12 protein-coding genes and 1 pseudogene are annotated in these 13,637 nt (G+C 59.3%); 7 read left to right on the forward strand and 6 right to left on the reverse strand.

Annotated elements, in window-relative coordinates; genetic code table 11:
- The first annotated feature begins 12 nt into the window (after positions 1–12).
- The 5 genes from AC6UUM_RS06400 (at position 13) to AC6UUM_RS06420 (ending at position 3,736) form a co-directional block, all read left to right on the forward strand.
- On the forward strand, positions 13–570 hold the full coding sequence (locus tag AC6UUM_RS06400) for a pyridoxamine 5'-phosphate oxidase family protein (protein WP_500804500.1): 558 nt from the start codon (positions 13–15) through the stop codon (positions 568–570).
- 5 nt (positions 571–575) lie between these two features.
- The gene (locus tag AC6UUM_RS06405) at positions 576–779 is read left to right on the forward strand and encodes a putative signal transducing protein (RefSeq protein ID WP_500804921.1); all 204 of its coding nucleotides are present in this window, start codon (positions 576–578) and stop codon (positions 777–779) included.
- Between the two features lie 98 nt (positions 780–877).
- Positions 878–1,216 (forward strand): P-II family nitrogen regulator, encoded by a 339-nt coding sequence (locus AC6UUM_RS06410; protein ID WP_500804501.1) that lies wholly within the window; start codon positions 878–880, stop codon positions 1,214–1,216.
- A 66-nt stretch (positions 1,217–1,282) separates the two neighbouring features.
- The gene (gpmA, locus tag AC6UUM_RS06415; protein ID WP_500804502.1) at positions 1,283–1,960 is read left to right on the forward strand and encodes a 2,3-diphosphoglycerate-dependent phosphoglycerate mutase; all 678 of its coding nucleotides are present in this window, start codon (positions 1,283–1,285) and stop codon (positions 1,958–1,960) included.
- 60 nt (positions 1,961–2,020) lie between these two features.
- A complete protein-coding gene (locus AC6UUM_RS06420; protein ID WP_500804503.1) occupies positions 2,021–3,736 on the forward strand; it encodes an amidohydrolase in 1,716 nt (571 codons plus the stop codon).
- Between the two features lie 407 nt (positions 3,737–4,143).
- Here the strand turns inward: AC6UUM_RS06420 and AC6UUM_RS06425 are convergent, their stop codons facing one another.
- The 4 genes and pseudogenes from AC6UUM_RS06425 to AC6UUM_RS06440 form a co-directional block, all read right to left on the reverse strand.
- Positions 4,144–4,719 carry a hypothetical protein gene (locus AC6UUM_RS06425; protein WP_500804504.1) on the reverse strand — a complete coding sequence of 192 codons (576 nt, stop codon included), beginning with the start codon at positions 4,717–4,719 and terminating at the stop codon, positions 4,144–4,146.
- Positions 4,689–5,470: pseudogene (locus AC6UUM_RS06430) on the reverse strand (IS5 family transposase). Before AC6UUM_RS06430 ends, AC6UUM_RS06425 begins: the two are co-directional and overlap by 31 nt.
- A 472-nt stretch (positions 5,471–5,942) precedes the next feature.
- Positions 5,943–7,049, reverse strand: coding sequence for a RhuM family protein (rhuM, locus tag AC6UUM_RS06435; protein ID WP_500804505.1), 1,107 nt, complete (start codon positions 7,047–7,049; stop codon positions 5,943–5,945).
- Positions 7,042–7,971 carry an IS1595 family transposase gene (locus AC6UUM_RS06440; RefSeq protein ID WP_500804506.1) on the reverse strand — a complete coding sequence of 310 codons (930 nt, stop codon included), beginning with the start codon at positions 7,969–7,971 and terminating at the stop codon, positions 7,042–7,044. The genes rhuM and AC6UUM_RS06440 overlap by 8 nt, the downstream gene beginning before the upstream one ends.
- 242 nt (positions 7,972–8,213) lie before the next feature.
- Here AC6UUM_RS06440 and AC6UUM_RS06445 point away from each other — a divergent pair, with 242 nt between their 5' ends.
- Positions 8,214–8,651: a helix-turn-helix domain-containing protein gene (locus tag AC6UUM_RS06445; protein WP_500804507.1), complete on the forward strand. Its 438-nt coding sequence runs from the start codon at positions 8,214–8,216 to the stop codon at positions 8,649–8,651.
- A 403-nt stretch (positions 8,652–9,054) separates the two neighbouring features.
- Complete coding sequence (locus tag AC6UUM_RS06450; RefSeq protein WP_500804508.1) at positions 9,055–10,146, forward strand: Fic family protein; 1,092 nt, start codon at positions 9,055–9,057, stop codon at positions 10,144–10,146.
- 27 nt (positions 10,147–10,173) lie between these two features.
- Here the strand turns inward: AC6UUM_RS06450 and lepA are convergent, their stop codons facing one another.
- Together lepA and AC6UUM_RS06460 are read right to left on the reverse strand one after the other, a co-directional pair.
- Positions 10,174–11,982, reverse strand: coding sequence for a translation elongation factor 4 (gene lepA / locus AC6UUM_RS06455; protein ID WP_500804509.1), 1,809 nt, complete (start codon positions 11,980–11,982; stop codon positions 10,174–10,176).
- A gap of 65 nt (positions 11,983–12,047) precedes the next feature.
- Entirely contained in the window at positions 12,048–13,613 is a 1,566-nt protein-coding gene (locus AC6UUM_RS06460) for a hypothetical protein (protein ID WP_500804510.1), read from the reverse strand.
- Positions 13,614–13,637 lie beyond the last annotated feature (24 nt).

Consider the following 13,637-nt stretch of genomic DNA (forward strand, 5'->3'; position numbering starts at 1 on the left):
AGGGAACACGGCATGTCGGAATTTTTCGATCACATCACCCCCGAACATGCCGATTTCATCGCGCGTCAGCCGGTGTTCTTTGTCGCCACCGCCGCGCCGCAAGCCCGCATCAATCTCAGCCCCAAGGGCCTCGACAGCTTCCGCGTGCTCGATGGTGGGCGGGCCTGCGCCTATCTGGATTATGGCGGCAGCGGCAATGAAACCCACGCGCATCTGGCCGCCGATGGCCGCATCACCATCATGATCTGCGCCTTTGATCAGCCGGCATTGATCTATCGCATCTATGGCCATGGCCATGCCGTGCTGCCGCAGGATGCGGCCTGGACCGATCTGGCCCGCCATTTCACCATTGAACGCGGCGTGCGTCAGATTTTCCGCATCGCGGTGGAAAGCACCCAGACCAGCTGCGGTTGGGCGGTGCCACGCATGGCTCTTGTCGCCGAGCGCCAGACGCTGCGCAAGTATCATGTGCAGGATGATCCGGTAGCGCGCCTGGCAAAATATCAGGAACGCAGCGCCTCCATCGATGGCCTGCCAGTGCGCGCGCCCGCTTTCCTGCCCTACGATTGATCGGGATGGCGCTGGCCTGCATCGACACGCTGTTCTCGCCGGTGGAGGCCGAGATCGTCCGCAGCCGGCTGGCCGCCGCCGGCATCATCGCCATATTGTTCGATGCCGGCATCGCCAGCTTGATCGGGCCCGGTGTGTCCGGCATCCGCGTCATGGTTGATACCGATGATGAAGCCGTGGCCCGGGCGGAATTGGCCCGCCCCGTCTGATCGCGGCCGGCGCAACGGTTCCGCACCGGCAAACAACCCATATCGGGAACCAGAGCCCTGTTGCAGGTTGCGCCACAAGCAAAGAGGCGCAAGTGCAGATGAAGCTGATCACGGCGATCATCAAGCCGTTCAAATTGGAAGACGTGCGCGAGGCCCTGATGGCCAGCGGCGTGCAAGGCATGACCGTGACCGAAGTGCGTGGGTGTGGCCACCAGATGGGGCTCGCCGAAGCCGAGCGCAGTGCCCAGCACGGCTTCAACCTCGTTCCCAAGCTGAAGATTGAAATTGTGGTGGATGATGATGATGCCGCCCGGCTGGTTGATTGCATTTTGCAGGCCGCGCACACCGGCATCACCGGCGACGGCAAGATTTTCCTGTCCGGCATTGGCCAGGCCACGCGCATCCGCACCGGTGAGTTGAACGAAACCGCGCTGTGATGGCGGCCCGGCGCTGATCTGCAATAACGGGCTGGCATGGCGGCCCGACTGCGCTAAGAGACCGCCATGCCTACGCTTGTCTTGCTTCGCCACGGCCAGAGCCAGTGGAACCTTGAAAATCGCTTCACCGGCTGGTGGGATGTCGGCCTGACCGAGAAGGGCATCGCCGAAGCCAGTGATGCCGGCCGCCGCATGGCCGCTGCCGGCCTGGATTTCGATACCGCCTTCACCAGCGTGCAAAGCCGCGCCATCAAGACGCTGAACCTCGCGCTGGAAGCCATGAACCGGCTGTGGCTGCCCGTCACCAAGGATTGGCACCTGAACGAGCGCCATTATGGCGGCCTCACCGGGCTCAACAAGGCGGAAACCGCCGCCCAGCATGGTGAGGATCAAGTGCTGATCTGGCGCCGCAGCTTTGACGTGCCGCCCCCGCCGCTGGCGCCTGGCGGCGCGTTCGATCTGGCCAGCGACCGCCGCTATGATGGCATCGCCATCCCGACCGCGGAAAGCCTGAAGGACACGATTGCCCGCGTTCTGCCCTATTTTGAAGCCAGCATCGCGCCGCAGCTGAAGGCCGGCAAGCGCGTGATCATCGCCGCCCACGGCAACAGCCTGCGCGCCCTGGTCAAGCATTTGTCCAACGTGTCGGATGAAGACATACTGCACGAGGAAATCCCCACCGGCCAACCGATGGTTTATGAACTGGCCGACGATCTGACGGCGGTGTCGCGCCGCTATCTCTAACGCCCGGCTTGACGCTGCTGCCGCCGCTGCCAGACTGTCCCCATAACCGGGGGAAGCCACATGCAGATCACCAAGGCCCTTGCCGCATTCGCGCTGCTGGCATCGCCAGCCTTGGCAGCGCCGCCCGAAACCCTGCTCCTGCACGGCCACATCCTCACCGCCGACGCCAAGGGCAGCGTTGTGCAGGCCCTCGCCATCAGCGGCGGCAAGGTCAGCGCGCTGGGCAGCGATGCCGATATCGCCAAGCTGGCCGGGCCGAAGACGAAAATCATCGATCTGAAGGGGCGCACCGCCACCCCTGGCCTGATCGACACCCACGCCCATATCCTCTCCACCGGGCTGGGGGAGCTGTATGAAATCCCGCTCGGCGATGCCCGTTCAGTCGCCGAAATCGTCAAACGCGTAGCCGCCCGGGTCGCCAAGACGCCCAAGGGCGAATGGATTGCCGGCGTCGGCTGGGACGAAGGCAAGTTCGCCGACGGCAAATATCCCACCGCTGCCGATCTCGATGCCGTGTCGCCCGACAATCCGGTCTGGCTGGAAAACACCACCGGCCATTATGGCGTCGCCAATTCCGCCGCGCTCAAACTCGGCAATGTCACTGCCGCCACCGCCACCCCCACCGCCGGCACCATCGAACGGCTGCCCGATGGCCGCCCGGCCGGCGTGATGAAGGAAACCGCGCAGGATTTGATCACCCGCCTGATCCCACCCGCCAGCGCCGCACAGCGCGCCGCCGCGCTGTCCCACATGATCCGCCGCCTGCACGAAGAAGGCATGACCGGTTTCAAGGACCCCAGCATCGGCCGCGCCGATTGGGAGGCCTATCTGGGGCTGGTGAAGGCCGGGCAGTTCCCGATCAACGCCTGCGTGCTCTTCTCCGGCGGCCGCTCCATGGCCACGGCCACCAAGGCGCTCGCCGAAATCCGCCGTGCCAACACCGAAATCGCCGGCGTGCCCGGCAGCTCACTCTCCGTCTGCGGCGTCAAACTCTTCATGGACGGCAGCGGCGCCGCGCCGACCGCCTGGATGTACGAAGACTGGAACCACCACCGCACCGAAATCGCCAAAGGCAACAGCGGCTATCCCCAGATCGAGCCCAATGAATATCGCCAGATGATCGCCATGTTCATCAATGCCGATATCGGCATCGGCACCCACGCCATCGGCGACAAGGCGATCGACTGGGTGGTCGATGGCTATGCCGACGCGCTGAAGGCCCACCCGGTGAAGGATCTGCGCCTCTCCATCATCCACGCCAACACCCCCACCGATCACGCCATCGCCACCATGGCCGCGCTGCAACGCGATTACGGCTCCGGCTATCCCGAAACGCAGGGGACCTTCGCCTGGTGGATCGGCGACATCTACGCCGCCAACCTCGGCCCCGCCCGCAGCCAGCGGCTCAACCCCTATGCCACCTATGTGAAGAACGGCATCATCTGGGGCGGCGGCTCCGACACCGGCGTCACCCCCTTTCCCGCGCGGCTTGGCCTGTGGGCCTCGACGGCACGTGAACCATCCGGCGGCACCTGGGGCAAAACCCCGTTCGGCACCCTTGAGGCCATCGACGTCCCCACCGCACTCAACAGCTACACACGCTGGGCCGCGCCCCTTATCCGCGCCGACAATTCCGGCACGCTGGCCGTGGGCAAAGCCGCCGACATCGCCGTGTGGGACCGCGACCCCACCAAAGTCCCCACCGCCGCCATCAAGGACATGAAGGCCGACCTGACCCTGTTCCAGGGCCGCGTGGTGTATGAACGCCAGCCCTGAGGACCGCCAAATTGTTATTTACAAGGTTACAAAGGTGACGCTTTTCGCGGTTTTCCGCGCCTTAAGTGCTTGAATTCTCGTAACCACGATTTGGCGCCGTTCTGCCGCAAGGCCGTGAACGCGCAAGCTGCCTGTTCCCCCATCAATCCACCACCAACACCCGAATCACCAACGCCACCCAGTTTTGCCACATTGAACCGATCCTTCGGGAATCAGCGTTGAAATCACTGGCTTTCCTGAAAAATGCGCCGCCCGGGCAGGAACACCGGGCAGCGCCATGATGACAGGCTTCGGCGATGTAGGACAGCGGGGCAGGGGAGGCATGAAGGGACAAGAAGTGCCTCCGGCGGGCAGGGACTCATCCCTGCACCCATTTGTTTTGGGAACTATATACCTAACTAGCCATTTTAGACTGTTGGCCAGATCGCGGCAATCATGGCGCATGCCGCTTCTATGTTTGCAATTCGACGCGCCGAATTGACCGGCCCTCGCACCACCGCTTCGCGTGAAACGTCTAGCACAATTGACGTTGGCGGATGGGCTGTTCCGATGTCTGCTAAATATGCTGCTGCATGAAGGTGGGCAATGGTAGCAAGATGGCCATTCGCTTCGGCCCTTCGATTCTCTGCCGCATCCCCAGCCAAGCCAATGGTGCAGCGAATAAATGCCTGTCCCACCCGAACGCCGGTCCGCGACGGGGATGTGACGATCAGGTCGGGCGCAACAGAAATCTCAACGCCTGCGATGTTCAGAACCGTGGAAGGTAGCCTAGGTTCAATGTATTGCGCGCCCCACAGATCGAGCGCATTTGCCGCCCCTTGGAACTGGGTAATCACATCAATCGACCGCTGAGCATCGTCGCGCACCAGCGGGCCATTGGCGTCATCGTCACGTCGCCTTTCAAGCTCAATGATTGAGGCGGCAACGATCCGGTTTATCGATCCCCTATCCCTTAGGCCGCGTTGACAAAAGACTTCAGCCATAGCCTTGCGGCGGCGAGGTTGAGGAAGCTGGCGAACGAGAGTGCGGTCTTGTCATATCTGGTGGCGATGCGGCGCTGTTGTTTCAGCTTGCCGAACATTCGCTCGATGCGATTGCGATCCCGGTAGCGACGATAGTCGGGATGTTCGGGCGCCTTGCGGTTGGAACGCGGCGGGATGACGGGCAAAATGCCGTGCATCAGGAGGTTCTGCCGGAAGGCGTCGCCATCGTAGCCCTTGTCGGCCAGGAGCGCCTTCGGCTTCGCCACGGGGATCGTCATCAGCGCGTCGGCCGCGGCATAGTCCGACGCTTCGCCGCCGGTCAGGATGAAGCCGAGAGGGCGTCCTTGATTGTCTGACCGGGCGTGGACTTTGCTCGTAAAGCCGCCGCGTGATCGACCAAAAGCGTTCGCACAGGCCCCCCTTTTCCGCCCGCTGCCGAGACGTGGCCGCGAACTGTGGTGCTGTCGATCATGTGCTGCCAGTCGTCGGTGAGCCCGAGGTCGACCAGCGTTTGCAGCAAAGCATCCCACACGCCCTGTTCGGCCCAGCGCCGGAACCGAACATAAACCGAGTTCCACTTGCCGTAACGCTCATGCATGTCCCGCCAGGGGCAGCCGACCCGCAGCACGTGCAGCATCCCGTTCAAAAAGCGCCGGTTATCCCCGGCAGGCCGTGCCCAACGACCGCGCTCAGGCGGCAGCAGCGCCCCAACCACTGCCCATTCCTCGTCCGTCAGATCCCCGCGAACCACAGCTGCTCCCCAAAAAGCAGCCTTGAATCAGAAACCGAGTCCCTTGGGAATCCCTTTTGTCAACACGGCCTAGGCATGCAGCAATCGCACGGCGCGCATGGGCGTATTGGATGATAAGGGGCCGGTTCGGCCCTGGATTTTTTGCTTGCCGAAGGATTCCTAGCTGGCCTACGGGAGTGGGAGAAACAAGATAGTCAGCCAACTGAGCCGCAGAAAGCCTTGGCTGGACGCGGACTGCTGGGGGACGGGCCATGGAAGATTTGCTCCTAGTTGGGACTACCAATAAAGGCACGAACCTTTACATTTCTGATCTTTCGTCCCGAACACTAGCAGAAAATGGAATCAATTCCGAGTCTTCCGGGTTCTATCTTTACGAAACCGATGACAGCCCGCTCGGAGGCGGCATCAGAGTGCTTGCTGTATTAGCAAGCCTTGAATCGGCTTATCGAATGGTGGACATTTTTGGCAGCCGCTAACTCTGGGCGGCAGGCAAATGCGTGCCGTCAGCCAGCATCTTCTGAAACCGCTTCCACTCAGTTTCCGCGTGCTCCATAGCGCGGTCTTTCAAGAAATCCCGATAACCCGTGAAAACAGCATAATCGTTTGCCTTAAGCAAATCGTCCAGCTTGCTTGCCAAGTCGTCCATCGTCATTGATTTGCCACGAATGGCCCTGGATTCCGCGTAAAGCAGAAATTGCTCGCACAGTATGTGCAACACATAGATTTCATCCCGATATAGATAATTTTTTCCTACTGTAGTGTCGCCCTTAGCGGGCAAGGCACCTTTCGTACTTGTCAGTCCCATATTGTGTTTTGCAGCATCGGCGCGCTCCAGAATTAGTTCTGAAGCGGTCTTGCCAGTAATCGCGAAAAGAAACTTATCCTGTAGCTTGGCGTAGAACGACCTGACTTTTGGAGAGTCTTTGTCATAGTCAACTGAAGCCACCTTAAAGCAGTCGCGCACCGCCTCATAAATGGTCCGTTCCTCGCTCCGAAGCGCCCGAACTTGCGCCGCAAGGTCGCGAAGCGCGTGGGGGTCGGAACGCAGCCGAGACTCATTCAGTGCGAAGCCATCGGTGATATAGCGCCGCAGCGTCTGCGTTGCCCACTTTCTGAACGCTGTCGCCTTTGCCGAGCTAACGCGATAGCCGACAGACAGGATTGCATCCAGGTTGTAGTGCTCTACCTCCCTTTCAACGCTCCGGCCGCCTTCCAATCGAACTGTTGCAAAATTTGCAACAGTTGCCGCCCGCTCCAGTTCGCCGTCGTCAAAAACGTTTTTCAGGTGGCGAGAAACAACAGTGTTATCAATGCCAAAGAGATCGGCAATCTGCCGCTGACTGGCCCAAACGGTCTCCTGCGACCAATCGAAATTCAGATCGACGGGCGCGTTCTCCCCGTCAAACCGAACCAGCTCCAACTCGATCTGCGAGGATAGCTCGTTTGCTGCCTCACGAGCCTTTTTAACTCTGGCTAGAAACTTGGCCATATCAACGGCAGGCGCGCTGCCCGTCATCGCCTTCGCCACGTCGTCAAAGTCTGCATTGATGGGTTCAATGATCTTCTTGTCATCAGGCATGGATAAGGCCCTTGTAGGTGAGGCGCTTGCCGATCATCCGGCCAACCGTCATTTCAATGAACTTCATGGTGCCGGCCTGTGCAGTGTTATGCCGGAAGGCGAACTCATTGACATAGCGATGAAGGTGCTTGGCGCTCATGTAATGATAGATACCATAATGGCCGCGCTTCAGAAGCGCCCAGAAGCTTTCAATGCCGTTTGTGTGGGCGCGTTCGCGGACATATTCGCCAATCGAGTGATTGATGCGAACGTGGTCATATCCTTGGGCGGCCAAGCCAATGTAGCCGCCGTGCTGATCTGTGACCACGGTAGCGCCCGGCTTTGCGTTAGCGCGGACAAAGGCCTTTAGGGTGACGCCAGCGTTGTCAGCCACCGGAACGGCGCGAACTTCGCGACTGTCGCCACGGATGCCAACAACCGGGGTTTTGCCGACAGTGCCACGGCCAGCGCGAAGCTTCTTGCTGGAATGCTTGTTTTTTTCCGAACCGCCAATGTAAGTTTCGTCAACCTGGACCGTGCCGCCCATGTCATTGCCCGAATTGGCCAGCCACGTTTCACGGATGCGCTGGGCGAGAAACCATGCCGACTTCTGCGTGATGCCAAGTTCACGCGCCATCTGCGTCGAGGGGATGCCCTTGCGCGCCGTGGTCATCATGTAGATCGCCATAAGCCACTTGTGCAGCGGCAGGCGGCTTTCAGCGAGAACGGTGCCGGTGCGGACGCTGAAATGCTGACGGCAATCGCGGCAGCGATAGGGCATGGGCTTCATGCTCTTGACCGCCGCAACCGACAGGCTGCCACAATGGGGGCAAGTCACTTCGCCAGCCCAACGGTTCTGCTCGAAATAGGCGCGGGCCGCTTCCTCATTCGGAAACCGCTGGAAGAACTGGTAGAGGCTAACGGTTTCGGGCTGCGTGCTCATGCACTTTAACTAGCCAAATCTGGCGCAATCGTCAAGCGCCTTTTGGCTAGCTAGGTATATAGTTCCCTTTGTTTTGGGGCAGCCCACAACCTCAACACGCGAACCTGATCCTCCCCTTCAAGGGGAGGTGGCGCCGAAGGCGACGGAGGGGTGGCGCTGGGGCGGCGCAATAGACCTTGCCAGTGCTCTCTACCTATAATCTCTATAGGCCTTGATTGAGCCGGTGTGAGAAGGAGGCAGGCATGTATCATTATCGCGAATGCGGCCTGCGCAATGTCTGGCTGGCCAACGGCTATGATGAACAGGAAACCCCCTATGGGCCGGGCATCGCCATCCACGATCTCCCCGGCCTGCACCGCGCCATCGCCCACGGCCTCGTCACCAAGTCCGCCAAGCTGACCGGCACCGAACTGCGCTTCCTGCGGCAGGAAATGGGCCTGAGCCAGGCCAAGCTCGCCGCCATGCTCGGCAACGAAGCCCAAACCATCGCCCGTCAAGAAAAACGCAGCAGTCAACCCAACATCGCCGACCGCTTCATCCGTGCCATCTACCGCGAGTTGAACGAAGGCAATGCCCATATCCAGGAGATGATCGAGCGCTTGATTGATGCCGATCTGGAGGAAGGGGAGGGGCGGATTACGTTGGAGCAGGCTGGCGGCGGGTGGAAGGTGGCGGCGTAGAAGGAAGAAGCGGCCTCCGGCGGGCAGGGCTAAGTGGCCTGCCCCCGTTCGTTTTTTGGTAGCCCCCTAAACCCAAATCCGTCACCCCGTGCTCGACACGGGTTCGACCTGATTTGGTGCGTAGCGTGCTGATTTTGAAGGCGAGTTTCGGATCGTGTACCCGGGATTGCCCGTGTCTCCGGAACTGCCCTGAATTCGTGTTAGCCGATAGGGCTACCTACTTTCCACAGCTGCGCTTGTGAGAGGCACGCCTTCTAAAGCGAGAGTTGTGAAAGACATTTGCGAGTCGCAGGAATCAAAAGGCCTCTTAGCCAAAGCCAGCCTTACACAAACTCTCTTATGAAATGTAGACTGTCAGATTGCTTTCTGCTAAAGATAGGGGATGCCTCCCTGCATCCCCGACATGCTTCCTCTAGAAAATCTCAGATGGCGCGAGATTGTGCCCTTGGTCGGGCATGCAAATGCGTGTTTAGCGCGCTACGATGGTATGTTGCAAACGCTGCCAAATCCGAACGTTTTGCTTTCACCCATAACGGTAAACGAGGCCGTCCTATCGTCTAAAATAGAAGGTACTCAAGCTACGTTGGATGAAGTGCTTGAGGCCGATGCCGGTCTTATCACGTCCGAAGCCCGACGTGACGACATCGAAGAAATTTCCAACTACCGAGCCGCAGTTAGAATTGCTGAACGAGCTCTCCACGAAAGGCCGGTCTCCTGCTCACTTATCAAAGAAATTCACCAGCGACTGCTGCAAGGCGTTAGAGGTCGAGATAAAACTCCCGGTGCATTCCGATCGGATCAAAATTGGATAGGTCGGTATGGCGATCCGATCGAAAAGGCCCGTTTTATTCCGCCCTCGCCTGTAAATTTGCTTTCGGCATTGGACAACTGGGAAAATTATATTCAGAATGAAAATGAAGATCCTGCATTGCAAGTCGCGCTTGCACACGCCCAGTTTGAGATTTTGCATCCATTTAAAGATGGAAATGGACGAATTGGGAGGATGATAATCCCACTCTTGCTTTTTCAGCGGGGAGCGCTGTCAAGACCAATGTTTTATATGTCAGAATATCTCGAAAATAATCGGTCAGAATATTATGATCGACTTCTGGCAATTACAGATCAAAATGATTGGCATGGTTGGATTGTTTTTTTTCTCCATGCCATGTCCACTCAGGCAGAAAGAAATTTAAAAAAAGTAAAAGATATTCGCGATTTATATGAAGAAACGAAGAAGCAAGTGGTCGAAATTACCCATTCGCAATTTGCGATTGGCGCTGTCGATGCATTATTTGCACAACCTATTATATCGGGCACAGATTTTGCAGAAAAAGCTGGATTCGCCAACCGCGTCACGGCAAACAATATGCTCCGTCAATTAGAAGCGGGTGGAATAATCAAAAGAATTCGTGAGGGGTCAGGGCGGATGCCGGCAGCATATGCACTGCCCAGTTTGATAAATATCACAGAAGGGCGAGCTATATTTCCCGCATAGACGGCGATCTGAAGCCTTGAGATTCGCTCAATTATCATCCCCCATCCGCAAGGCCGCAATGAACGCTTCCTGCGGGATGTCCACATTCCCGTACTGGCGCATCCGTTTCTTGCCCTCTTTCTGCTTGTCCAGCAGCTTGCGTTTGCGCGAGGCGTCGCCGCCGTAGCATTTGGCGGTGACGTCCTTGCGCAGGGCGGCGATGGTTTCGCGGGCGATGACTTTGCCGCCGATGGCGGCCTGGATGGGGATTTTGAACAGGTGGCGGGGGATGAGGTCTTTCATGCGTTCGCACATGTGGCGGCCGCGGGCTTCGGCGGCGCCGCGGTGGACGATCATGGAGAGGGCATCAACGGGTTCGTTGTTGACCATGATCGACATTTTCACGAGGTCGCCTTCGCGGTGGCCGATCTGGTGATAGTCAAAGCTGGCGTAGCCGCGTGAGATGGATTTGAGGCGGTCGTAGAAATCGAAGACGACTTCGTTGAGCGGCAATTCGTAGACCACCTGGGCGCGGCCGCCGACGTAGGTGAGGTTTTTCTGGATACCGCGGCGATCCTGGCAGAGTTTCAGGATGCTGCCGAGATGTTCATCGGGCACATAGATGGTGGCTTCGATCCAGGGTTCGTCGATCTTCAGGATCGTTGACGGATCGGGCATGTCGGCCGGGTTGTGCAGCTGGATCTCGGTGCCGTCGCGTTGGACGATGTGATAGACCACCGATGGCGCGGTGGTGATCAGATCGAGATCATATTCGCGGGTCAGCCGTTCCTGGATGATTTCGAGGTGGAGCAGGCCGAGGAAGCCGCAGCGGAAGCCGAAGCCCAGCGCGGCGCTGGTTTCCATTTCGAAGGAGAAGCTGGCGTCGTTCAGGCGCAGGCGGCTGATGGATTCGCGCAATTTTTCGAAATCGGCGGCGTCGGTGGGGAACAGGCCGCAGAAGACGACCGGCTGCACCTCTTTGAAACCGGGCAGGGCTTCGTTGGCGGGGCGCTTGGCATCGGTGATCGTGTCCCCCACGCGCGCCTGGGCGACTTCCTTGATCTGCGCGGTGATGAAGCCGACTTCGCCGGGGCCGAGTTCGGTGAATTGTTCGATCTTGGGCCGGAAGGCGCCGACGCGGTCCACCAGGTGGGTGCTGTCGGCGGCCATGAACTTGATCATCTGGCCTTTCTTGATGACGCCATCGATGATGCGCACCAGCACGACGACGCCCAGGTAGGGATCATACCAGCTGTCGACCAGCATGGCCTTCAGCGGCTTGTCGATATCGCCCTTGGGCGGCGGAATGCGGGTGACGATGGCTTCCAACACCTCGACGATGCCGATGCCGGATTTGGCCGACGCCAGCACGGCGCCTGACGCATCGAGGCCAATGATGTCCTCGATTTCCTTCTTCACCTTTTCAGGGTCAGCCGAGGGCAGATCGATCTTGTTGATCACCGGCACGATCTCGTGGTCATGCTCGATGCTCTGATAGACGTTGGCCAGCGTCTGCGCTTCGACGCCTTGCGCTGCATCGACGACCAGCAGCGCACCTTCGCAGGCGGCGAGGCTGCGCGACACTTCATAGGCGAAATCGACGTGGCCGGGCGTGTCCATCAGGTTGAGGATATAATCCAGGCCATCCTTGGCGCGGTAATCGAGGCGGACGGTCTGCGCCTTGATGGTGATGCCGCGCTCTTTTTCGATGTCCATGTTGTCGAGCACTTGTTCGGACATTTCGCGCAGCGCCAGGCCGCCCGTGGTCTGGATCAGGCGATCCGCCAGCGTGGATTTGCCATGATCGATATGGGCAATGATCGAGAAATTGCGGATACGGCTTTGGTCTGCACTCATCGTCCGGCTTTAGCAGGCGGGGCAGGTGACGCAATGGGCGGATAGCTGGCCACGCGGTCGCGGGGTCAAGGGGAGAGTTCGGCAAGCACGGCCTGAGCCTCCGCCAGACCGAGTTCGGCCTTGGCGCGATAGCCTTCTAGCGACGGTCGGGAAAAAACAGTTAGCGCCGTTTGAAATGCCGAAACAGCTTGGCTGGCAAGCGAGGCATCTCGCGTCAACTTCGCCTGCACACGCAACGCATTGCCTAGATTGTTAAATGTTCCCGCCCAGCGCACGGGCATTGCTGCACTTGTAAAGACGGTGAGCGCTGCGCGATATGAGGAGATAGCAAAGCCAATTACAACAATACCATCCTGTTGCGCGCCGAGAGAGCTGAGAGCACTTCCGAGATTAACTTGGGTGGTCGCCCATTCTAGTGGCAATAGCTCTCGGGTGCGCACTGCTAGCGAGTTATGAAAAGCTTCGATTGCCTTGTTGAGCGTGATCGGGTCGTTGTTGCGGTCGCCCAGGGCGCGCAGCGCATTGCCAAGATTGCTTTGTGTCTGTGCCCACTCCAGCGGCTGCGCTTCCTGGGTTTGTACGCAAAGCGCTTCACGAAACGCGACGATAGCTTGGTTCAGCGCGACTAGATTTTCCTCATGTGCATCAAGGGCACGCAGCGCAGTCCCAAGGCTGTTCTGGGTCATGGCCCATTGGGTTGGAAAGGCATCGCGGGTGCGCACCTGAAGCGACTGTTGAAAGGCCTCGACGGCTTGGAGGATGGCGGACGGATTACTCTGACGTTCTCCAAGGGTGCTGAGCGCGTTGCCGAGATTATACTGGGTCCACGCCCACTCCTCCGGCTGCGCCGCCTTTGTGTGAACGATGAGAGCGGCGCGATAGGCTGCGACGGCGTCGTGTAGTGCCGATGGATCGGCTAGCCGTGTGCCGAGGGTGCAAAGCGCAGCGCCAAGATTGGTCTGGGTCATCGCCCAAGCAAGGGGGAGTGCCTCCAATGTGTAAACTGTCAGCGCTGCGCGATAAGCAATGATAGCCGCATCCAGCGTGGCACGATCGTCTTGTCGCGCTCCCAAGTTTACAAGTGCAGCGCCAAGCAAATTCTGCCAGCGACCAACTTCACTCGCAGGGGATTGTGCTGACGCTTCCAACTCCACCAGCGTCGCCTTGCACAGCGCAATCGCCACCTCCAGATCAAAATTGACACCGAAGTCGCGCCCGCGCTCCTGCCATTCGCCAAAGGCAGCGGCCAGTGCGTCGGGCGGGGCGGGGCTGCTGCCAGTTTCAATTTCAATCTTGCGGCGCAACCAATCGGCCGTGGCCGGCGCGCCGCCCGGTACGAGCCGTTGCTGGCCGATGGCGTAATCGCACATTTGCAGATCGGCGGCGCGCTCGGCTTCGGCGCGTTCGGCCCGTTGACGTCGGCGTTCATCCCATGTGCTGGCGATGATTTCGGCGCCCGCCTCGAAGCGCCCGGCCCGGTTTTCCGCCACAACCTGCTTGATCATGATATCCAGCCATTGGCCCAAGTTGCTGCCTTGCTGGGAGGCGCTCTGTTGCGCGAGCACGACGCGCAGCATCGAGCGCAGCTCCGCCAGCGCTGAATCTGGATTGTCAGCCCGTTCGTTCGCCAACTGGGCCAGTTGCAGGACAGCCGA

This window comes from Sandarakinorhabdus sp. (assembly GCF_987265915.1).

Bases quoted from the DNA above. Each gene is read 5' to 3' on its own strand.
- AC6UUM_RS06400 (WP_500804500.1), top strand. From the start codon at position 13: ATGTCGGAATTTTTCGATCACATCACCCCCGAACATGCCGATTTCATC.
- AC6UUM_RS06405 (WP_500804921.1), top strand. From the start codon at position 576: ATGGCGCTGGCCTGCATCGACACGCTGTTCTCGCCGGTGGAGGCCGAG.
- AC6UUM_RS06410 (WP_500804501.1), top strand. From the start codon at position 878: ATGAAGCTGATCACGGCGATCATCAAGCCGTTCAAATTGGAAGACGTG.
- gpmA (WP_500804502.1), top strand. From the start codon at position 1,283: ATGCCTACGCTTGTCTTGCTTCGCCACGGCCAGAGCCAGTGGAACCTT.
- AC6UUM_RS06420 (WP_500804503.1), top strand. From the start codon at position 2,021: ATGCAGATCACCAAGGCCCTTGCCGCATTCGCGCTGCTGGCATCGCCA.
- AC6UUM_RS06425 (WP_500804504.1), bottom strand. From the start codon at position 4,719: ATGGCTGAAGTCTTTTGTCAACGCGGCCTAAGGGATAGGGGATCGATA.
- rhuM (WP_500804505.1), bottom strand. From the start codon at position 7,049: ATGCCTGATGACAAGAAGATCATTGAACCCATCAATGCAGACTTTGAC.
- AC6UUM_RS06440 (WP_500804506.1), bottom strand. From the start codon at position 7,971: ATGAGCACGCAGCCCGAAACCGTTAGCCTCTACCAGTTCTTCCAGCGG.
- AC6UUM_RS06445 (WP_500804507.1), top strand. From the start codon at position 8,214: ATGTATCATTATCGCGAATGCGGCCTGCGCAATGTCTGGCTGGCCAAC.
- AC6UUM_RS06450 (WP_500804508.1), top strand. From the start codon at position 9,055: ATGCTTCCTCTAGAAAATCTCAGATGGCGCGAGATTGTGCCCTTGGTC.
- lepA (WP_500804509.1), bottom strand. From the start codon at position 11,982: ATGAGTGCAGACCAAAGCCGTATCCGCAATTTCTCGATCATTGCCCAT.